The sequence below is a fragment of the Aeromonas enteropelogenes genome (genome assembly GCF_020097295.1).
Taxonomy (GTDB): Bacteria; Pseudomonadota; Gammaproteobacteria; order Enterobacterales; family Aeromonadaceae; genus Aeromonas; species Aeromonas enteropelogenes.
Map to the genome: position 1 here is coordinate 22,049 of NZ_CP083625.1, position 21,977 is coordinate 44,025.

Here is a 21,977-nt window from a genome sequence, read left to right on the forward strand (position 1 = left end):
AAGGGCCTGTGTCTAGTGGATTATCTTATGGATAATCTTGGATCACTTTTCCAAAAATACCTTAACCACATGTTTTTAAAAGATTTTAAGACCACCCCCTGGGAATGAAAGTGCACCAGTTGGGAACGTTAGTGCACTGAAATTACTCCAAAGATCTGTTCCGTGGCCTGCGGATCTCCCACATGTCTTTTCGATATTCAGTTACCAACCAACCTATCGTAAACAGCTCACCCACGGCTCTACGGGCAATCTGCTGGCGCTTTCTCATCGCATCAGCAATCGCAGGATCCGGCCAGATGTAATTACACAGAGTATCCAAGGACGCGCGTCCTGATTTGCCAGGATCGATCCACCCGCATAGGCGTTGATGGATCAATCGAGCAGGATCGCTCTTGAGGCTACGCACTTCATTCATATCGATGCGAGCATGTGGCCGCCCACCGAGAACGGCTTCTGCAATCTGTGGGTTCAGGCAGATGTATAGCGCGTTATCATCCTCATCAAAGAGATGGCTCATCAGGTGGAAAGATGCACAGCGAGAGTCGCCTTGAATGACAACTGTGACATTGGACATCCTGATCAGGCTAGCCTTTAGGGTTTTAAGGTTTCTGCCGCTTTTGCATAGACCAATCTCTTCCAGTAGCTGAGTGATACGAGACTGCACCACCAAGCAACGGCAGTCAGCACTATCAAACTCCGATGCTAAGGCCAAACGAAGTCGCTTAGGAATAGCTGCTGATGGCGCAGAGGTCAGAATAACGCCCTTGGGACCGGATAGAGCAACCAGCCCTTGTAGCAGCCGCATATCATCAGCCCCTAATGGCTCAAAACCAATAAAACGAGCGCTTTGGTTCTGTCCATAGCTATACGCCACATCCAGCTTTAGCTTCTTTCTCTCCCCTCGCTTTAAACTGCGGAATAGACCAGGAGCAAGGCAGTGCATCGGATCATGGCGCGCGTGGGTAAGTTCAATAGCCATGAGCATACCTCCTTCGCTCTCGCGCCTGAGGAGGTTCCATGAGTTGTACCGGATGTAATACGCCCCCTTCCTGGCGTTCAAACCATTGATCTTTGATCGCAGTGCCATAGTTCTGCTTGGATACCCCAAAGCGCACAAACGCACTGCGTCGAGAGTGTCCGATGGGTGTACTACCGCGTTGAATCTCGGTTAGCTGGTTTGCTTCTTCTTCCCCCATCCGCACGATGTAACCACACCATCGGATGTTATCAATCAACGCTGATGCGCCTCTGGCTGCCTGCTGTTGATCAAGACTGCCATCCCTCGCGCTCCCCTTGCTGGCGTGATGTAAATAGAGCACCGCAGCCCCCGTATTTGCGGCCAGCGACTCAAGTCTGGTAATCAGCTGGGACATGTCTCCGTTACTATTTTCGTCCATTTGATGCATACGGCTGAGGGTGTCGAGAACAACAAGGCGATATCCATCTACCTTCTGCACCAGAGCCTGAAAACAGTCCGGATTCATCAGATCTAAACTCACCCCCATCATCGGTTCCAATGCGAGGTTTGTGGCAATAGAGGCCCTCGCTTTGGGCGATAGATGTTTGCCAAGCGCATGGACGCGATGACTAAGCACTGCAGCCGGATCTTCACCAGCCATGTAGATCACTCGGCCCGAACGAGTCTGGCGTAGTTGCAACAGATCGCCATCAGACTCTTTGCAAGCCACAGCCATTGCGGCCTGCAATGCCCAAAAACTTTTACCTGTTGCTCCTGGTGCGATCAGTGCTCCCACGGTACCGGCCAAAAATCCAGACCATATGAAGTCAAGAGCCGGCGGCTCATGTTCAAACGCAGCTAGTAGGTCAAGAGCCATGGCTTACCTCTTAGCGTTTGAATTCTGTGATTTTTGTCGTGCTAGCTGCTCGGCTTTGGTTGGCCGGCCACACCGAGGCATATCTGCCGATTTAACAGCTCGGTCATCCAAACTTTGGCTAATGACATGTTCAGCAAGCCAAAGCTCAACATCTTCAGCACGCCAGAGCAAACGCTTGGTTCCTGGTAAACGGCAGATAGGGGGAAGTGAACAAGGGTTGCGAGTCGCGTCACTACGGATACTAGCAACGGATTTATGCAGACAGAGAGCCAATTGCTCAACAGTCAAGAGCACCACGCTGGAGGTGGTAATAGAGGTTTGTTTCATGGTCATAACCCATCAAGGCGGCAAGGGTCATCGAATAGCTGTGCCGGTTAGCTAATCGGTAATTGACCTGAGCGGCACCATGCCCGGCCTTGAGGGTATAAAGAATTAGTGCCTGTCGTCCGATGTTACGCGACGAAATGAAGTCTACCAGCAGTGTTTTGCTATGTCATGCACTGGCAAGCGTCATTCGCCGCTATCAGGCCAGTGTGGCATGCCACAATTTTGCCACACTGAATAAGCTAAATGCTGCATTCCAACGCGCAGTAACGCATCAAACTGCAACACCCAACCAACTGTTTTGGTTGATAAAATTTGGTGCCGGAAACAGGAATCGAACCTGCGACCTTCGCATTACGAATGCGCTGCTCTACCAACTGAGCTATACCGGCCAATGCCTTCAGATTCAGAAAAAACGGCTTACAAGTCAATCGAGCCAAGACGATTTTATGAGTTGGCTCATGGTGTTACCTGCAAGCTTACAGATCGGCGAACTCGGGAATATGGGCACGGCCACGGCTCTCGAGAAAATCGAGCAAAGCCCGGGGTGAGCGCACCAGGATCCGCTCCTCGGGGAAGCCCGCCTCGGTCACCAGACGGTGACAATGGTCGAAATCCCCCAGGCTGAAGGCCACGTGGGAATCTGAACCGAAAGTGAGATAGGCACCCAGATCCCGCGCCGCCTCGACAATGGCGCGGCAGTTGCTTTCACTGCCCGCACGGGAGTGGCTGAACGAGGAGTTGTTGACCTCCAGCGCTACCCGGTATTCGGCGGCAGCCTTGACTACCGCCTGAATGTCGATGGGAAACGCCGGATTGCCGGGATGGCTAATCATGTCGACCCGACCACTCTTGATGGCGTTGATCATCGCCTGGGTGTGGGTGGCCTGATCGCAGGGGGGAAATACCGGCTCGTGAAAGCCCGCCATGATCATGTCGAGGCGCGACTCGTAGCGCTCGGGGAAGTCTATATCGCCATCTATGTTCTTGATGTTGGCCTCAATGCCGCGCAGAATGCCGACCCCGTCCACCACCCGCGGCAGCACATGCAGATTGACGAAATGCCAGAAGTGGGGAGCATCGGCCATGTCCGGTCCATGATCCGTAGTGGCAAACAGCTTGATCCCCTTGGCCCTGGCGATGGGCAGATAGTCGTGGATGGTGCTGTAGGCGTGGGTACTGGCAACGGTATGAGTGTGGGTATCGACCGGGTACTTCATCTTCTCTCCCCTTCAGACTGGAGCCGTCAGCATAACAAAGGGCGGATGTCGGGGCCATGTCGCCCCTTGCCATACTTTGTCACAAAATGACGAGAACCTGACATAGTCTGGCTGGCGCTGGCTGGCATACTGGCACCATCGATGAATGCCTGAACTCGCATCGATAGTTTGCCTCAGGATGATGCAAACTCACTTTCCCCACCGTCGCGCCCTGCGGCGGTTTTTTTTGCCTGCCGTCCGTTATCGGCAAGGAGCGGGTAAAAAAATGCCCAACTAGCATGAAGCAGGTTGGGCGAGACTTAATGTTTAATTGCAGTGGCATAGATATAGAGTTCCGCCGTGCGACTTAAGTTCCCCTTCCGTTGTACTTTTCGCAAAAAACATTTCGCTAACACTTATTCACACTCTCTTGACACTTGACCTTATGAAACGTACTTTTTAAACATTCGTTTAAGTGAGGTGTACAGTGAGTAAAATCGATACCAAAAACCGTATTCTCGATGCCGCGGAAGTGCTGTTTGCCGAGCGGGGATTTGCTGATACCTCTTTGCGCCTGATCACCAGTGAAGCCGACGTCAACCTGGCGTCCGTCAATTATCACTTCGGCTCCAAGAAGGAGCTGATCCAGGCGGTGCTCGATCGCTACCTTAGCCTGTTCATGCCGGAACTGGACGCCCGTCTGCGTACCCTGATGGCGCAGGATCAGCTGAGCCTGCTGCAGGTGTTTGAAAGCTTTGTCGATCCCCTGATGAAACTGGTTGCCGTGCGGGCCAACGGCCCAGCCCTCTTCATGCAGCTGCTGGGACGCGGCTACATCGACAGCCAGGGCCACCTGCGCCGTTTCATCACCGCCCATTACGGCGCCGTGTTGCAGCGGATCACCCAGGCCATCTCCAAGGCCAATCCGGCCCTGTCGCCTGCGGATCTCTTCTGGCGCCTGCATTTCACCCTGGGCACTGTCGTGTTCACCATGGCCTCCGCCGATGCCCTGCGCGACATCGCCCAGGCCGATTTTGGCCAGCAGCTCGATGTGGAAGGGCTGGTGCGCAACGTTATTCCTTATCTGGCGTCCGGAGTCGGGGCGCCCGTGGAGTCGACCAGGCAGGCCCTGGCCGTGTAACAACCAACAATAAATCAACGGAAACAGTGAAATAGAAGGAACTTCGGTATGATCACATTGCTAATCCTGCTGGTGCTGGCGATAGCCGTCGTGCTCGGCGTACCCTCCATCCGTAAAAAGGTGGTAACCCGTCCGGTATTCGGCATCTTCAAGAAGATACTGCCGCCCTTGTCGGCCACCGAGCGGGAGGCCATGGAAGCCGGCTCCGTCTGGTGGGATGGCGAGTTGTTTCGCGGCAACCCCGACTGGAAAAAGCTGCACGGCTACGGCAAGGCCGAGCTGACCGCAGAGGAGCAGGCCTTCATCGACAACCAGGTCGAAACTCTGCTCGCCATGGTCGACGACTTCAAGATCGTCAACGAGACCAAGGACCTGCCCGAGCCGGTGTGGGATTATCTGAAGAAGGAAGGCTTCTTCTCCCTGATCATCCCGAAATCCTATGGCGGCCGCGAGTTCTCCGCGATTGCCAACTCCACCATCGTCACCCGCATCGCCACCAAGAGCCTGAGCGTGGCGGTCACCGTCATGGTGCCCAACTCCCTCGGCCCGGGCGAACTGCTGATGCACTACGGTACCCAGGCCCAGAAGGATTTCTGGCTGCCGGGGCTGGCCAACGGCAAGGAAGTACCCTGCTTCGCCCTGACCGGTCCGGAAGCGGGATCCGATGCGGGCGCCATCCCGGACAAGGGGATCGTCTGCAAGGGCATGTACAAGGGTGAGGAAGTGCTCGGCATTCGCCTGAACTGGAACAAGCGCTACATCACCTTGGCGCCGCGCGCTACCGTACTGGGTCTGGCGTTCAAGCTCTATGACCCGGAAAAACTGCTGGGCGACAAGGAAGAGATCGGCATCACCTGTGCGCTGATCCCGACCGATCACCCGGGCGTGCGTGTCGGCGATCGCCACTACCCCATGGGGCTGGCGTTCCTCAACGGCCCGACCTTCGGCAAAGATGTGTTCATTCCGCTGGAGTGGATCATCGGCGGCCCGGATTACGCCGGTCGTGGCTGGCGCATGCTGGTCGAATGCCTCTCCGCCGGTCGCGGCATCTCGCTGCCTGCCCTCGGCACCGCCTGTGGCCACATGGCGAGTCGCACCGTGGGTGCCTACTCCTACGTACGCAAGCAGTTCGGCATGTCCATCGGCAAATTTGAAGGGGTGCAGGAAGCGCTGGCCCGCATCGGTGGCCTCACCTATCAGCTGGAAGGGGCCCGCCGCATGACCGCAGGCTCTCTGGATCTCGGTCAGGCACCGGCCATCGTCACGGCGATTTCCAAGTACCACATGACCGAAATGGCGCGCCAGATCATGGATGACTCCATGGACATCCACGCCGGTCGCGCCATCCAGCTTGGGTCCAAGAACTACACCGGCTACGCCTACATGGGTATCCCGGTGGCCATCACGGTGGAAGGGGCCAACATCCTGACCCGCAACCTGATGATCTTCGGCCAGGGGGCCACCCGCTGCCACCCATACGTGTTTGCCGAGCTGGAAGCGGCGGCCGACACCGACGTAGAGCGCGGCCTCGAGAAGTTTGACGCCCTGTTGATGAAGCACATCGCCTTCGGTACCGGCAACTTCTTCGGCGCCCTGTTCCAGGGGCTGACCCTGGGCCAGTTCAACAGCGCCCCGGTGGCCGGTGAAACCGCCCGCTACTACAAGCAGCTGTCACGCATGAGTAAAGGGCTGGCCCTGTGCGCCGACATCTCCATGCTGATGCTGGGTGGCGATCTCAAGCGCAAGGAGATGATCTCCGCCCGTCTTGGCGACGTGCTGAGCCACCTCTACCTGGCCTCCGCTACCCTCAAGCACTACGAGGATCAGGGCCGCATGGTCTCCGATCTGCCGTTCGTGCAGTACGCGGTGGAGCGCAACCTCTACCTCATCGGCAAGGCGTTCGAGGGCTTCTTCCAGAATTTCCCGAACAAGGTGGTGGGTGCCGTGCTCAAGCGGGTAGTGTTCCCGTTTGGCGTCGGTTACAAGATGCCGGCCGATGATCGCTGCCACGCCATCTGCCTGGCCATGATGAAACCGGGTGAGTTCCGCGATCGTCTGACCGCGCTTTGCTACGTCGGCAAGGACGAAGCGGATCCGGTCGGCCTGATGGAGCGCGCCTTCCAGGCCATGGTGGCGGTTCAGCCCTACGAGAAGAAGCTGGTGCAGGCCCAGAAAGAGGGCAAACTGCCCCGCAAGATGGCCCTGTCGGAGCTGGTTGCCGCCGCCCTGTCCCACGCCATCCTGAGCAAGGATGAAGCGGACAAGCTGCTGGCCGCCGACGCCCTGCGCTATGAAGCCATCCAGGTGGACAACTTCGCCCCGGGCGAGCTGGAAGGCCTCTCCCAACCCAACCGGGTCGACAACGCAGCCTGATCCCGCTGACTCCTGAAAACCGGCCCAGGTGGCCGGTTTTTTTGTTTGTTAACCATGCGTTTACAAGCAGGGGGAATTCCAGTTAAATGCTTGAGTCCCTGTTTCAGGGACTTTGGAAGCAAGGCCAGCGGAATGGCCAATAACAACAAAACTCAGGAAGAGTGAATGAACCTCGCCAAAACGGCGATCGAACGCCCCATCTGGGTGGCGGTCTCGATCGTGCTGATTTTTCTGCTGGGCCTGCTCAGCATTCGGGGATTGCCAGTCCAGCTGTTTCCCGACATAGAGCGCCCGCACCTCAATATCTCGGTGGACTGGCGCTCGGCCTCGCCCCAGGAGATGGAGTCGGAGGTAACCGACCCCATCGAGCAGGAGATGCAGGGGGTACAGGGGCTCAAGCGTCTCATCAGCAACAGCTACCCCGGCTTCACCGAAATCGATCTGGAGTTCGCCCTCGGCACCGACATGCAGCGGGCCCAGCTCGACGTCATCTCGCGTCTGAACCGGGTCTCCGGCCTGCCGGACAACATCGGCGGCCCCTACGTCAACAACTACAGCAGCAACGACACCCTCACCTTCTTCTTCATCCAGCAACTGCCTGGCAGCAAAGGGAAAATTGATGACCACCAGGCACTGATAGAGGCTCGGGTCAAACCCGAGCTGGAGCGGATCCCCGGGGTATCGACCGTCGACATCCAGGGGATCAACGAGCGCCAGATCCAGATCCGCTTCGACCCCTACCGCGCCGCCGAGCTGGGGGTGGAGATCCCGGTATTGGCCAGCCGCGCCGGCACCGGCTGGGACATCTCGGCCGGTACCCTCGACATCGGCCGCTGGGAGTACAAGTTGCGCTTCGCCGGCCGTTACGACGTGGCGAGTCTGGGGGACAAGGTAGTGGACTGGCGCGACGGCCTGCCCATCTATCTGCGGGACGTCGCCGAGATCCGGCTGGCGCGGGAAGAGAACCCGGTGCTGCGCATTCAGAACGGCAACACCGCCATCGCGGCGCAGATCTTCAAGGAGAGCGGGGCCAACGCCCTGGCGGCACTCGAAGGGATCAAGGCCAGGGTGGGCGAGCTCAACCGCGAGGTGCTGGAGCCGGTCGGCCTGCACATGGAGCAGTCGTTTGATGCCTCCCTTTACATCAACCGGGCGGTGAGCATGGTGACCGCCAACCTAGGGCTGGGGGTGCTGCTCTCCTGCGCCATCCTCTGGCTGTTCTTGCGCCGGCTCAAGGCAACATTGATGATTGCTCTCGCCATCCCCATCAGCATCATGCTCACCTTCTGCCTGCTCAAAATGATGGGCAGAACCCTCAACGTCATCTCGCTCGCGGGGATCGCCTTTGCGGTCGGCATGGTGCTGGATGCCGCCATCGTGGTGCTGGAGAGCATCTACCGGCGTCACGAGAAGGGGGATTTGAGCAAAGCGGACGCGGCGCTGGAAGGCACCCGCCAGGTGTGGACCGCACTGGTGGCCTCCACCCTGACTACGGTCGCCATCTTCCTGCCAGTTCTGCTGCTCAACGACGTGGAGGGGCAGCTGTTTGCAGACCTTGCCCTCACCATCGCCTGCGCCGTGACCGTCTCCATGCTGGTGGCGGTGATCGTGCTGCCCGCCGTGGCGGCGCGCTGGATGGGGCGCGAGCGGCTGATCGACCCTTATGACTCGCTGTGGCAGCGCACCACCCGCCATGTGATCCGCTGGACCGGCACGCCCCGCCGGCGCTGGACCATCATCACTCTGATGATGAGCCTGCCTGCCCTGGCTACCTGGGCCCTGCTGCCCAGGATGAACTACCTGCCGGATGTGAAGCGCGATGCGGTGGACGTCTGGATGAGCTTCACCCCCGGGGTCAACCTCAAGGCCCAGCGCGAGGAGGTGATCGATACCCTGATCGCCCGCCTCGCCCCCTACATGAAGGGGGAGCAGGAGCCCGCCCTCAAGAACTACTACATATTGCGCTACCCGGGCGGTGCCCAGATCGGGGTCAGGCCCAGAGATGAGAACCGCATCAAGGAGCTGGAGCAACTGCTGATGAAGCAGCTGCTGGTGGGCATTCCCGACACCCGGGCCTTTGGCGGCCAGGGCTCGCTGTTTGGCGGTTTTGACAGCGAAAACGGCATCTCCCTGCTGCTGCAGGGGGGGGATCTGCCAGCCCTCTACCAGGCCGCGCGCGCCGCCATGGCCATCGTCCAGCAAGACTTGCCTGGCGCCCAGGTGAGGCCACAACCCGATCTCGATTTCACCGCCCCCGAACTGCGCCTGGTGCCACAAGACAGGCGCCTCGCCGAGGTGGGCTGGGATCGTACCCCCATGCCCGCCATCATCCAGACCTTCGGTGACGGCCTGCGGATCGGCGAGTATTTCGACGGGGAGGAGCGGCTCGACATCTTGCTGATGGGACAGAGCTCCGCCAATCCCGACGAACTGCGGGCCGTGCCACTGGCGACCCCATCCGGGCGCATCGTCCCCCTTGGCGAACTGCTGCGGGTGGAGCACGACATGGGCCCGGCCAGCATCTTTCGCGCCGACGGCCGGCGCAGCATCAGCCTGCAGATAGCCCCGCCCGATGGGATGAGCATGGAGCAAGTGCTAGAAGTCCTGCAGCACAAGAGCTTCACCGCCATCCGGCCGCTGCTGCCCGCCGGAGGAGAGCTGCGCATCGACGGCAACGCCGACAGCCTGCAGCAGGCGCTGGACAACCTGGGGGCCATCTTCCTGTTTGCCGTGATGATCCTGCTGATCCTGCTGTGGGGGGTCTTCGCTTCCCTGAAAGACGCCATCCTGGTGCTGCTCGCCCTGCCACTCGCCACCGTCGGCGGCGTGCTGGCGCTCCACCTGAGCGGCCTGCTGGTTCCCCTGCCGATGGATCTGCTGACTATCATCGGCTTCGTCATTCTGCTGGGGCTGGTGGTCAACAACGCCATCTTGCTGGTGCACCAGACCCGCAGCGCCGAGCGGGAGGGCATGAGCCGCCCGCAAGCGGTAACCGACGCCCTGCAAAGCCGGATGCGCCCCATCGCCATGACCAGCCTCACCAGTATCTTCGGCATGTTGCCGCTGATGCTGAGCCCGAGCGAGGGCAGTGAAATCTACCGGGGACTGGCCACCGTCATCGTCGGCGGCATGAGCTGCAGCACCCTGTTTACCCTGATCCTGTTACCCGCCTTCCTGCGACTGGGAGAGCGGGCCGACGCCCCACTTCCCCTGCGCCAGCGGGCCTGAGCAAGGAGCTCATCGATGACACCCGTTTTTACAAGAATGGTTACAAGGATGCTGATGACAGCGGCCCTGCTGGCGGGGAGCCTGGGCACCGCCCGGGCCCAGGAGAAGGTGGTCACCCTGGCGGATGTGACCCTGGGAGAGACGGCGGCCAGCATCTGGGTCAGTGGCACTGTGGCGAGCCGCCAGCAGGCGGCGCTGAGCGCCGAGGTGAGCGGGCGGGTGGAGTGGATCGCCGAATTTGGCAGCCGGGTCAAGGCGGGGGACGAACTGCTGCGCCTCGACAACGCGGCGCTGCAACTGTCGCTGGAGCAGGCCCGGGCCGAGCAGGCCAAGTGGGACAGCAACGTGCGCTTCGCCCGGGCCGAGTTTGGCCGGCTGGCGACGCTGCACCGGCAGAAGAGCGCCTCCCAGAGCCAGTATGACAAGGCCCGTTACGACGTAGAGCAAGCCGAGCTGGCCGAGCGGCTGGCCCGGGTGCAGGTGCGCCAGATTGAAGAGCAGCTGCGCCGCAGCCACATCTTCGCGCCGTTCGATGGGGTGGTGAACAACCACTTCATCCAGCCGGGAGAGCATGTGGATGCCGGCGAACGAGCGCTGGATCTGGTCAATCCGGACCAGCCGGACATCCGCCTGCAGGCCCCCATCGTCTGGGCCGGCCGGCTGGCGCCCCAGACCCGGTTGCGGGTGGAAGGGGAGCAGCTGAGCGGCCACGGCGTCTACTACCAGCGGGCGGCCAGCGCCGATCCCAGATCACGCCTCATCGAGCTGCGCCTCAAACCCGACGCGGGTCGTTTCATCATAGGTTCGCCGGTGCGAGTCGCCCTGCCCCTTGGAGAGCAGCAGAGCATGCAGCTACCACGAGATGCCCTGGTGCTCGGCACCGAGGGAAGCGTGGTCTACCGGGTCGAACAGGGAGAAAAAGGGCTCAAGGTCAACCGGATACCGGTCACAGTGCTGTTTGGCGACAGCCGGCAGGTGGCGGTGAGCGGTGCCCTCAAGGCCGGTGACAGGGTGGTGGTGCGCGGCGCCGGCAGCCTGCGCGATGGCGACACAGTCACCCTGTTCGAGGGCTGATTGACGGCCGGGGACACCTCTTTATCCCGTGGCTGAGCAATGTTTGGCCGCTTGAGTGCAGACGTACAGCCAAGCGGGCCACAGTTTGCTATCTTGGCGGCCATCACTCGCGTTCAGAGCAATCACAACCCATGAGCATTATTTTGGGCATAGACCCGGGATCGCGGATCACCGGATACGGGGTTATCCGGGTAGTCGGCGGCAAGGCCGAATATCTGGGATCGGGCTGCATTCGTACCGATTGCGGCGAGCTGCCGGAGCGCCTCAAGCAGGTCTACGACGGGGTGTGCGAGATCATCACCCAGTTCAAGCCCACCGAATTTGCCATCGAGCGGGTCTTTATGGCCCGCAACGCCGACTCGGCCCTGAAGCTGGGACAGGCCCGGGGCAGCGCCATCGTGGCCGCCGTCAACGCGGCCCTGCCGGTGAGCGAATACTCCCCCACCCAGATCAAGCAGGCGGTTGTCGGCACCGGCGGCGCCGCCAAGGAGCAGGTGCAGCATATGGTGACCCATCTGCTGAAACTCTCAGCCACCCCGCAGGCCGATGCAGCCGATGCCCTCGGGGTGGCGCTGTGCCACCTGCACACCCGCCAGAGCCTGATCAAGATGGCGGGCCGCACCAGCGGCTCGGTGCGCGGCCGCTACCGCTGATCCCCTCCCCCCGCCAATCGGCGGGGTCTCTATTTTGCTGCCAGTTCCGTCAGCGCCCCGATCAAGGCATCCAGCCCCTGCTCCACCTTGTGGCGGGAGCAACCGACGTTCAAGCGGATAAAACCCCTGCCCTCGGGGCCATAGGTGTCGCCGCGCATAATGGCGACCCGGTACTTCTCCACCAGCAAGCGTTGCAGCGCATCCATCCGCTCGGCCGAGTCGATACCGAGCCCGTTCAAATCAATCCAGGCGAGGTAGGTCCCCTCTGGCACCCGATAGTCGATGGCGGGGAAAGCGACGTTGAGCCGCGCCGCCACCAGCGCCAGATTGCCATGCAGATAGGTTTTCAGGGCATCGAGCCACGCATCCCCCTCCCGATAGGCGCTGATATGAGCCAGCACCCCGAGAATGGGCGGCGATGAGAGGCCATGGGCCGCCTTGAGCCGCTGCAGATAGGCGGCCCGCGCCTCGGCGTTGGTGATAAAGGCGTAGGCACCACCAAGGGCCGGAATATTGAAGGATTTCGACCCCGAACTGACCAGCGCCCAGCCATCATCCAGGGCCACCTCGCTCCAGGGCAGATAGGGGGCAAAGCTCATGTCCATATGAATGTCGTCCGAGATGACCCTGACACCGTAACGCTGGCAGATGTCCGCCATCCGGCTTAGCTCGTCGCGCGTCCAGACCCGCCCCGTGGGGTTGTGGGGGCTGCACAGCAGCAGGATGCGGCAATCGGGGCGGGCCGCCTGACGCTCGAAGCAGGCCCAGTCGATGTGATAGCTCCCCTCCCCCTTTATCAGCGGACAAGGGAGCAACACCCGATCGTTGGCGCTGAGCATATTGCCGAAGGCGTCGTAAGCCGGGGTGTGCACCAGCACTCCCTCCCCCGGTTTGGACCAGAGGCTCACCAGCTGGGCGATGATGTAGATGACGGAAGGACCGTAGACCAGACTCTCGGGGTCGAGGCGAGCCCCGTAGCGGCGGATGAACCAGCCGGTGACCGCCCCCTTGAAGTCGTCGTGGTTCCAGCGGCTGTAGCCGAAGACCCCGTGTTCGAGGCGCTTGGCCAGGGTCTGGCGAATGCAGGGGGCGGTCTCGATATCCATGTCGGAGATGGTGAAGGGGAGCAGGTCGGCGTGGCCAAAGCGGTCGGCCACATAGTCCCACTGGGTGCAGTAGGTGCCGTGACGATCGACCTGGCGGTCAAAATCAAAGGGGTCTGTGTTGGGCATCTCTTTTTCTCTCGCCAGCAAAGATACGAATGAACAAGGGGGCGTGACGCCCCCGGGGATTAAGGTAAAAGGCTGGCCGGATCAGGCCCCCATCAGGCTCTGCAGCTGGTTTTTCACCAGATGGACCTGGGGCCCTATCACCACCTGCAGGTTGTGCTCGTCGAGCTTGATCACCCCGATGGCGCCGTTGGCTTTGAGCAGCTTGTCATCGACCCGGCTCATGTCCTGCACCGACATGCGCAGGCGGGTGATGCAGTTATCCAGCGCCAGGATATTGTCGGCACCGCCGAGGGCATTAAGGATGATCTCGCCGTTGTAACCGCTGTTGCCTGCTTTCTTGCCGGCCGGCTGCGCGACGTCGCTGGTCTCGATCTCACGACCGGGCGTCTTTAGGTTAAAGCGCACGATGGCGAAGCGGAACACGCTGTAGTAGATGGCAAACCAGATCCCCGCTACCACGGGCACCAGATACCACTTGGTGGCGGTGCCTTGCAGCACGCCGAACACCAGAAAGTCGATGAGGTTGCCGTCGGTGTTGCCGATAGTGACGCCGAGCAGCCCCATGGTCATAAAGCCCAGACCGGTCAGGATGGCGTGGATGAAATAGAGCACCGGTGCCACGAACAGGAACAGGAACTCCAGCGGCTCTGTGATCCCGCCGATGACGCAAGCCACCACACCGGAGACCAGCAGCGCCTTGATCTTGCCACGATTTTCCGGACGGGCGCAGTGATACATGGCAAGCGCAGCCCCCGGCAGGCCGCCGAGGAAGGCCGGCATCTTGCCCTGGGAGAGGAAAGAGGTGGCCGACACAGAGAACTGGGTGGTATCGGCGCAAGAGAGCTCGGCATAGAAGATATTGAGGGCGCCACTCACCTCGTTGCCGCATACCAGCGAGGTGCCACCCGCCTCGGTGAAGCGAATGAGCGCTACCAGGATGTGGTGCAGACCCAGCGGCAACAGCAGACGCTCACCGGTACCGAACAGGAAGGGACCGAAGGGGCCGGCGTGGGAAATCAGCGCACCAATGCCGTTGATACCGGCGGCGAACCAGGGCCAGACGAAGGGCACCACCAGACCGACGACACCCAGCACCAGTGCGGTGATGATGGGCACGAAGCGGGCTCCGCCGAAGAAGGCGAGCGCATCCGGCATCTTGTAGGTGTAAAAACGGGCGTGGAGCTTGGCGACGATCACCCCGACGATGATGGCCCCCAGAATACCGGTATCGATGGAGCTGATGCCGAGGATGGCTTTCACCCCGTAGGCCTTCTCCGCCGCGGCATCACCGATGACGTTGGCGACCGTCAGGTAGAAGTTGATGGAGAGGTTGAGGGCCGCGTAGCCGACGAAACCGGCAAAAGCCGCCACCCCTTTCTCCTCGCGCGCCAGCCCGAGGGGAATGGCGACGGCGAACATCACCGGCAAATAGATAAAGGCAACCAGCCCCACCTTGGTCATCCAGAGGAAGAGCAGTTGCAGCAGGGTGTTATCGAGGAAGGGCATGCTCTGCTTGACCGCATCGCTGGTAAGCGAGCTGCCGACACCGAGCAGGATACCGGAGAAGGCCAGCAGGGCGACCGGCAGCATAAAGGTCTTGCCGAGGCTTTGCAGGAACTCCCATATCGTGGATTTGGCGGGTGACTTGGCCATGTGTCTGATCCTTGTAAGGTTAAGGGCACGCCCGATGTCGGTCACTGTCGCCGTTATCCACTCCCTTTCTGGCAAGCAAGGGCGACAGCCCCTCATCAGGTTTTGCCGGATGATAAAACGTTTTATCACTTCGCAATTGCCAAGATGATCACAGAATGACCGAGCTGGCAGGATAGGCGTTGCGAAACTGTGAGCCAGATCGGCTCGAAGGTGATGTAACGTTTCACTCAGGCAGACGAGGGGGTATGCTGGAGCCTCGGTATCCATCTGCTGTCGCCCGTTCGCCTATGTCCCTCAAACCGCTCTTGTCGAAAAACCCCAAGATCACCGACGTTGCCCAGCTGGCGGGAGTCTCGGTCACCACCGTCTCCATGGTGCTGCGGGGCAAAGGGCGCATCTCCCCCGCCACCACAGAGCGGGTGCAACAGGCGATCAAGCAGCTCGACTATGTGCCCAACAGCGCCGCCGCCAACCTGCGCAGCCAGCAGTCCAACCTGGTGGGGTTGATCTTGCGGGACATCACCGACCCCTTCTATACCGAGGTCACTGCCGGGGTGAGCGAGGTGCTGGAGCAGCAGGGATATCTGCTGTTTCTGACTCAGTGCGGCCACAGTCCGGAGCGGTTGCAGCAGAGTATCCAGTCCCTGTCGCGCCAGGGGGTAGCGGGCATCATCTTCAATCCGGTGCGCGGCGCGGCCGCCAAAACCATGGAGGCGCTGCTCGACTCCGAGCTGCCCGTGGTGTGTGCCGCCCGCTCCTATTATCGCGATGACGTGGACTTTATCGGCCCGGACAACACCCATGCCGCCCAGCAGGCCACCACCTATCTCATCGATCAGGGCCACCGCCATATCGCCTATGTGGGGGGACGGGCCGACTCGCTGACCCGCGCCGAGCGGATCGGCGGCTACTGCGCCAGCCTGCTGCAGTACGGCCTGCCTTTCAAACCCGAGTGGGTGCTCGAATGCGATCGCACCCAGCGCAGCGCCGCCGACACCATAGCCCAGCTGCTGCACCAGCATCCCAAGGTGACGGCCATTCTGTGCCACTACCCGGAGGTGGCCCTCGGTGGCATCTACGGGGTGGAGGCAAGCGGTCGCACCGTGGGCAAGGACAACTACATCGGCCAGCAGGTAGCCCTGCTCGGCTTTGACGATGTGGCGGAGGCCGAACTCACCGCCCCCGCCCTCACCTTCGTCAGCTCTCCGGCCCGGGAGATAGGCCGCCAGGCCGCCCTGCGCCTGCTGACCCGGATGCAGCAACCCGAGCTCGCCCCCAACCGCCATATCATCACCCCCAATCTGCAGAAGCGGGAATCGGCGTAAATCACCGGGAGCGAGCGAGACAAGGCCCCGCCCTCTCGTTTCGACCTGACACGCCGGTAATGCCATCTCAAACAAGGGGTTAGGGCTGCCTGCTCCCATTCGGGACCAACGCCATGAATAAAAAAGAAGCGTACTTGGTGATCTTTTTCTAGACGACCGGTCTAGTAACAACTACCATGCCGCCATGACCGACAGATACCAAGACACGCGCCAGCATCTGCTTGCCACTGGCCGCACCATACTGACCTCCCACGGCTTCAACGCCATGGGGCTGAGCTTTTTGCTGCAAGAGGCCGGGGTGCCCAAGGGCTCCTTCTACCACTACTTCAAGTCAAAAGAGCAGTTTGGCGAAGCCCTGCTCAGCCACTACATCGACAGCTATCTGGTGGAGATGGAGGCATTGCTCGGTGGCCAGGACAAACCGGGGCGCGAACGCCTGCTACGCTACTTCGCCCACTGGAAAGGGAGCTGTTGCGACTGCCTGGTCGTCAAGCTGAGCGCCGAGGTAGCGGATCTCTCCGACACCATGCGCCTCATCCTGAAGACCGGTACAGACAGGGTCGTGCGGCGCCTCGCGCTGGCCATCGAAGAGGCCATCGCCGATGGCAGCCTGAGTCACAGAGCGACCCAGCCGCTGGCGACCAACCTCTACCAGCTCTGGCTGGGGGCGGCCCTGCTTGGCAAACTGGATCGGGAGGGGCAACAGCTGGAACACGCCTACACCATGACGCTCCAGCTGCTGGCCCCATGAATAAACAGGCCCGATAGATGTCGGGCTTTTTTGGCAATCGCCACTAGACGACCGGTCTAATTTTTCAAAAAGAAGGCGCTCACCATGCCATAAGGATGACGCCTTCCCGACTCGCGCCGTTGCGGGCAAACCAGCTGCGCAATGGCACTGACACCCAGTAATGTGAGGAAATACCATGAACCAGAGCCGAACCGAAAACCGCCAGATGACCCTGGCCGCGCGTCCCGTCGGTACCCCGGGTGCCGAACACTTCGCCCTCAAGACCACCCCAGTCCCGAGCATAGCGGAGGGGCAACTGCTGCTCAGAACCATTTACCTGAGCCTCGACCCCTATATGCGCGGTCGCATGAGCGATGCCGACTCCTACGCCGAACCCGTGGCCATTGGTGGCGTCATGGTGGGCGGCACCATCAACCGGGTCGTCGCCTCCCGCCACCCCGACTATCAGGAAGGGGACTGGGTCCTGAGCTACGGGGTGGGCTGGCAGGATTACGGCGTCTCCGACGGCAGCTTCCTGTTCAAGCTGGATCCCGCGCAGGCTCCCGTCAGCCACGCCCTCGGCGTGCTCGGCATGCCGGGCTTCACCGCTTTTATGGGACTGATGGATATCGGCCAGCCCAAGGCCGGTGAGACCCTGGTGGTCGCCGCCGCGACCGGCCCGGTCGGCGCCACCGTCGCCCAGATCGGCAAGATCATGGGCTGCCGGGTCGTTGCCATCGCCGGATCCGACGAGAAGTGCCAGGTGGCTCGCGAGGAGCTCGGCGCCGACGTCGCCCTGAACCACAAGGCGGGCGACTTCGAGCAACAGCTGGCCGCCGCCTGCCCGGATGGCATCGACATCTACTTCGAGAACGTCGGTGGCCGGGTGCTCAAGGCCGTGCTGCCCCTGCTCAACGCCAAGGCCCGCATCCCGCTGTGCGGCACCGTCTCCAACTACAATGCAAGCGCCCTGCCCCAGGGGCCCGATCATCTGGACTGGGCCTGGTCTACCATCCTGACCAAGCGGGCCACCGTGAAAGGCTTCATCATTTTCGATGACTACGGCCATCGTTATGGCGAGTTCGCCGAGCAGATGGGCAAGTGGGTGAGTGAGGGCAAGATCCACTATCTGGAGCAGATCGTGGATGGTCTGGAAAACGCCCCCGAGGCGCTCAAGGGACTGCTGGAAGGCAAAAACTTCGGCAAGCTGGTCATTCGCGTCGGCCAGGACGAGCTGGCCTGAGTTGAGGTGCCAGCCATAACGGCATCTGACACGGGAATGCAAACGTCCTCCCGGGAATTCGCCGCCGACAGGCACAGTGCTCCTTAACGATAAAAATCCGAAACTGCTTCAAGCAGTTTCGGATTTTTTTATGCGGACCTGTGAGCCACCTCCCCCCGTTAACCCACGATTAGCGTCAAGGTGTGACAATGACCAAGGATTAATCAGGGTTTGTCTGTTTGGCGTGCTATGGCTTTATAGTATCTTGACAAAGCCCTCCCTACTCAAAGGTGTCCCATGAACACACCGCGCTGCACATTGTCTTTACCGATATTTATCCCAAGCCTCTTGTTTATCATCACCCTGCTGGCGGTCTGCTCGCTGGCGCCGGAGGCGGCCGCCCGCTTCTTTGGCGACGGCCAGAGCTGGATTGCCCAGCACTTCAGCTGGTTCTACGTGCTGGTGGTCGGCATGTTCCTGATCCTGCTGCTGGTGCTCGCCTTCAGCCACTACGGCAACATCCGCCTCGGGCCGGATGATGCGCGCCCCGAGTTCAGCTTCACCTCCTGGCTCGCCATGCTGTTTGCCGCCGGCATGGGCATAGGTCTCATGTACTTCGGGGTGGGCGAGCCCATGACCCACTTCGTCTCGCCGCCCCAGGCGGCACCCCTCACCCCGGCCGCCGCCCGCGAAGCCATGGTGACCACCTTCTTTCACTGGGGCTTTCACGCCTGGGCCATCTACGCCATCGTCGGCCTGGTGCTGGCCTACTTCGGCTTTCGCTACAACCTGCCGCTGACTATCCGCTCCGGCCTCTACCCCATCTTCAAGGAGCGGATCCGCGGCCCGCTCGGCCACGCCGTGGACATCTTCGCCCTGGTGGGCACCATCTTCGGTATCGCCACTACCCTGGGATACGGGGTGCTGCAACTCTCGGCGGGGATCACCCGGCTCACCGGCATCGATACCTCGGGGGAGCTGTTTCGCTTCGGCCTCATCGGCGTCGTCATTGCCCTGGCCGCCCTGTCGGCGGTCACCGGCCTCGACAAAGGGGTCAAGCGCCTCTCCGAGCTGAACCTCTTCCTCGCCATCGTGCTCTTGCTGTTCGTGCTGCTGGCCGGCCCCACCCAGTATCTGCTGGGGGCCCTGTCCGAGAACATCGGCAACTATGTCTCGTCCCTGACCCAGCTCACCTTCCGTACCTTTACCTACAGCGAGCCCAGCCAGGCTGGCTGGTTCGGCAACTGGACCCTGCTCTACTGGGCCTGGTGGATCTCCTGGTCTCCCTTCGTCGGCCTCTTTATCGCCCGCATCTCCCGCGGGCGCACCCTGCGTGAGTTCATCCTCGGCGTCCTGTTCGTGCCCACCGCCTTCAACCTGCTGTGGATGACGGTGTTTGGCAACGCCGCCATCTGGGTCAGCCAGCGCGCCGGGGGGCAGACCCTGACCAGCTCGGTCGGCAACGTCGACACCCTCCTGTTCAACTTCTTTGACCTCTTGCCGGGATCCGACATCACCTCGGCGCTGGCGGTGATCCTCATCAGCGTCTTTTTCGTCACCTCCGCCGACTCAGGGGCCTTCGTCATCGACAACATCGCCACCCAGGGCAAGGAGCGCTCCCCGATCTGGCAACGCCTGTTCTGGGCTGTGCTGCTCGGTATCACCGCCGGCACCCTGATGGCCACCGGCGGGCTGGCGGCGCTGCAGTCCATGACGCTGATCGCCGCCCTGCCGTTTGCCATCATCATGGTGCTTCTCTGCCTGGGGCTCTGGCGCGGGCTGGTCGCCGACCGGGAGCACTCGGCGCGCCGCCTCTCCCCCGCCACCGATTTCTGGAACGGCAAGCAGTGGCGCACCCGCATGGATCACCTGCTGCGTCCCTCCACCGAGGCCGATGCTCACACCTTCCTGCGTGATACAGCCCTGCCTGCATTGACCGCCTTGTGTCGCGAGTTCGAAGCGCGCGGCCTCGCCAGCCGGGTCGTGCAGGAAGATGCAGAACAGTGCCACCTGCTGGTGCCCCAGGAAGGGCGGCGCGACTTCTGCTACGGGGTGCGCATCGAGGCCCGCCCCGCCCCCGCCTTCAACCCGCTGGAGGCGGCCCACAACCATGACCCGGACGCCCGCATCTTCGAGCCCATCACCTACTTTGCCGACGGCCGCGCCGGCTACGACATCCAGTACCTGACCCGCGACGAGCTGAGCGCCGACGTGCTTCGCCAGTACGAGCGCTACCTGGTGCTGAGTCAGGATGAGGGGCTGGATCTGCTAAGCGGCGCACCGGAGCACACGCCGCCAGAATCCGGGGCCTGATCCTCGCGCCCCGCAGGTTGGCAAGGAGCGGCCTATCGTCTCCTTGCCAATCCCCGGGGCGAGTGCCGCAATACCATGATCATCAGCGCAAGCAGAAGAACCGATATCCCGGCCTTTTATACCCCCTGGTTGATGAACCGGATAAGGGCCGGTTTTTTACTCACCCGCAATCCGTTCAATGCCAATCAAATCACCCGGGTGTCACTGCACCCGGATAAGGTCGATGCCATCGTATTCTGGACCCGGCAGCCAGCCATGCTGATGCACCACCTGGATGAACTCGATGCCCTCGGCCATCGCTACTATTTTCAATACACCCTGACCGGCTACCCCAAGGCCCTGGAGAGCCGGGTTCCCAGACCCCATAACGCCATCAAGACCTTCTGTGAGTTATCAGACAGAATTGGCCCCCACAAGGTCATCTGGCGCTACGACCCCATACTGCTGTGCAATCAGGTCGATCTGGCCGAGCACAAGCGGCTCTTTTACAAGATTGCGTCGCTCCTGGCCGGCAAGACCCACAGGGTCGTCATCAGCTTTGCCGACCTTTACAAGAAGACAGAGAAGAACCTGCGCGCGGTCGAGAACCTTGTCTTTCACGACCTGCTGGATAACAACCTGGACAACCATGATGCGCTGGATGAGCTGGCAGCCTTTATGGCGCAGACCGCCGCCCGTTTTGACATGACCATAGAAACCTGTGCCGAGGCCGTGGATCTCGCCCATCTCGGCATCGCCCATGGCAAGTGCATCGATGATGAGTTGATCCACGCTCTTTTCAACCGCCGGGTCGACGGCAAAAAAGATCCCGGCCAGCGCGAGGCCTGTGGCTGCGTCAAGAGCATCGATATCGGCGTCTACAACACCTGCCTGCATGGCTGCGCCTACTGTTACGCCACCTATAGCCAAGAATCGGTTATCAAGCACAAACAACGCCATGATCCCCAGAGCCCCTTTCTGATCGGCGGGATAGAGGGGGTTAATGAGCGTTATCTGGTTGCCGAGCCGGTGCAGAGGACGCTTTTTTAATCTCTCGCAAACCAAGCTGTGGTTGCTGGTCATATCGAGACATGTTTCCCATCACCAAGGCTTTTGCGTGGCAAGCATCAAGTCATCTGCGGGCCACTATCCAATGCCAATCTCCATACAGCCATAGCGCCTTCTATTTACAGCCCCGGCCTTGTCCCCTCTTACCAGCCAGCCGTCACTCGTACCTGACTATCGGCATCGAGTGGCTACCCAGGCCGCGCCCCACACCAAATGTTGAGCTGGCGCAAAAAACCAATCCATTACTGATAGTTACGTCAATTTTTGACTGGCTAAATCAGATTCGTTTGGCCTAACATAGCCATCCGGTACCTATTGAACGGTGATGGGTTACTGCCCTCGCTGGTCAATGGAGCATATTGGAAGCTGTAATCCACGGGCTGTAGCAGAATTTTTATTAGTAAAGACCATAATATTAGGCGTTTTTAGCATGCAATAATTAGAGCGTTCGGATTGTAATGTATACAGTATCAAAACATACATTCATTATATTTACCTAAATAAAACTTCTGTGTTACGTGATTATTAAACTGCCATCGCCAATTTACTTAAACAATGAATAGTTTTATTTTTAAAGGGAAATGGCACGATATATTAGTATGTATTTACACAGATTTATAATTCACAT

15 protein-coding genes and 1 tRNA gene are annotated in these 21,977 nt (G+C 60.5%); 10 read left to right on the forward strand and 6 right to left on the reverse strand.

The window, feature by feature from the left end; genetic code table 11:
• Positions 1-142: 142 nt before the first annotated feature.
• The 4 genes from repC to LA321_RS00120 form a co-directional block, all read right to left on the reverse strand.
• On the reverse strand, positions 143-979 hold the full coding sequence (gene repC, locus LA321_RS00105; protein ID WP_042072877.1) for a replication protein C, IncQ-type: 837 nt from the start codon (positions 977-979) through the stop codon (positions 143-145).
• The gene (locus LA321_RS00110; RefSeq protein ID WP_042072878.1) at positions 969-1,835 is read right to left on the reverse strand and encodes a helicase RepA family protein; all 867 of its coding nucleotides are present in this window, start codon (positions 1,833-1,835) and stop codon (positions 969-971) included. The genes repC and LA321_RS00110 overlap by 11 nt, the downstream gene beginning before the upstream one ends.
• 640 nt (positions 1,836-2,475) lie before the next feature.
• A tRNA-Thr gene (locus LA321_RS00115) sits at positions 2,476-2,551 on the reverse strand.
• 87 nt (positions 2,552-2,638) lie between these two features.
• Positions 2,639-3,379 carry a phosphatase gene (locus LA321_RS00120; protein WP_042072880.1) on the reverse strand — a complete coding sequence of 247 codons (741 nt, stop codon included), beginning with the start codon at positions 3,377-3,379 and terminating at the stop codon, positions 2,639-2,641.
• Positions 3,380-3,845: 466 nt separating this feature from the next.
• Between LA321_RS00120 and LA321_RS00125 the strand changes: the two genes are divergently transcribed.
• From LA321_RS00125 to ruvC, 5 genes are all read left to right on the forward strand, one after another.
• Positions 3,846-4,499, forward strand: a complete 654-nt coding sequence (locus LA321_RS00125) for a TetR/AcrR family transcriptional regulator (protein WP_026456593.1) — start codon at positions 3,846-3,848, stop codon at positions 4,497-4,499.
• 48 nt (positions 4,500-4,547) lie between these two features.
• On the forward strand, positions 4,548-6,872 hold the full coding sequence (locus tag LA321_RS00130; RefSeq protein ID WP_042072881.1) for an acyl-CoA dehydrogenase: 2,325 nt from the start codon (positions 4,548-4,550) through the stop codon (positions 6,870-6,872).
• Positions 6,873-7,037: 165 nt separating this feature from the next.
• Positions 7,038-10,100 carry an efflux RND transporter permease subunit gene (locus tag LA321_RS00135; RefSeq protein ID WP_042072883.1) on the forward strand — a complete coding sequence of 1,021 codons (3,063 nt, stop codon included), beginning with the start codon at positions 7,038-7,040 and terminating at the stop codon, positions 10,098-10,100.
• 54 nt (positions 10,101-10,154) lie between these two features.
• A complete protein-coding gene (locus LA321_RS00140; protein ID WP_201940935.1) occupies positions 10,155-11,174 on the forward strand; it encodes an efflux RND transporter periplasmic adaptor subunit in 1,020 nt (339 codons plus the stop codon).
• Between the two features lie 131 nt (positions 11,175-11,305).
• Positions 11,306-11,827, forward strand: coding sequence for a crossover junction endodeoxyribonuclease RuvC (ruvC, locus tag LA321_RS00145; RefSeq protein ID WP_042027609.1), 522 nt, complete (start codon positions 11,306-11,308; stop codon positions 11,825-11,827).
• Positions 11,828-11,856: 29 nt separating this feature from the next.
• Here the strand turns inward: ruvC and LA321_RS00150 are convergent, their stop codons facing one another.
• Entirely contained in the window at positions 11,857-13,059 is a 1,203-nt protein-coding gene (locus LA321_RS00150; protein ID WP_042072885.1) for a MalY/PatB family protein, read from the reverse strand.
• Between the two features lie 81 nt (positions 13,060-13,140).
• Positions 13,141-14,712, reverse strand: a complete 1,572-nt coding sequence (gene malX, locus LA321_RS00155; RefSeq protein WP_042072887.1) for a maltose/glucose-specific PTS transporter subunit IIBC — start codon at positions 14,710-14,712, stop codon at positions 13,141-13,143.
• Positions 14,713-14,999: 287 nt separating this feature from the next.
• On the opposite strand from malX, the gene LA321_RS00160 reads away from it, so the two are divergent.
• The 5 genes from LA321_RS00160 to LA321_RS00180 all read left to right on the forward strand — a co-directional run bounded on the left by LA321_RS00160 (position 15,000) and on the right by LA321_RS00180 (position 21,331).
• The gene (locus LA321_RS00160; protein WP_042072889.1) at positions 15,000-16,037 is read left to right on the forward strand and encodes a Mal regulon transcriptional regulator MalI; all 1,038 of its coding nucleotides are present in this window, start codon (positions 15,000-15,002) and stop codon (positions 16,035-16,037) included.
• Between the two features lie 184 nt (positions 16,038-16,221).
• Positions 16,222-16,788: a TetR/AcrR family transcriptional regulator gene (locus LA321_RS00165; protein ID WP_042072891.1), complete on the forward strand. Its 567-nt coding sequence runs from the start codon at positions 16,222-16,224 to the stop codon at positions 16,786-16,788.
• Between the two features lie 175 nt (positions 16,789-16,963).
• Positions 16,964-18,010, forward strand: coding sequence for an NADP-dependent oxidoreductase (locus LA321_RS00170; RefSeq protein ID WP_042072893.1), 1,047 nt, complete (start codon positions 16,964-16,966; stop codon positions 18,008-18,010).
• A gap of 276 nt (positions 18,011-18,286) precedes the next feature.
• Positions 18,287-20,302 (forward strand): BCCT family transporter, encoded by a 2,016-nt coding sequence (locus LA321_RS00175; RefSeq protein ID WP_042072895.1) that lies wholly within the window; start codon positions 18,287-18,289, stop codon positions 20,300-20,302.
• A gap of 75 nt (positions 20,303-20,377) precedes the next feature.
• Positions 20,378-21,331, forward strand: coding sequence for a DUF1848 domain-containing protein (locus LA321_RS00180; RefSeq protein ID WP_042072896.1), 954 nt, complete (start codon positions 20,378-20,380; stop codon positions 21,329-21,331).
• Positions 21,332-21,977: the final 646 nt, after the last annotated feature.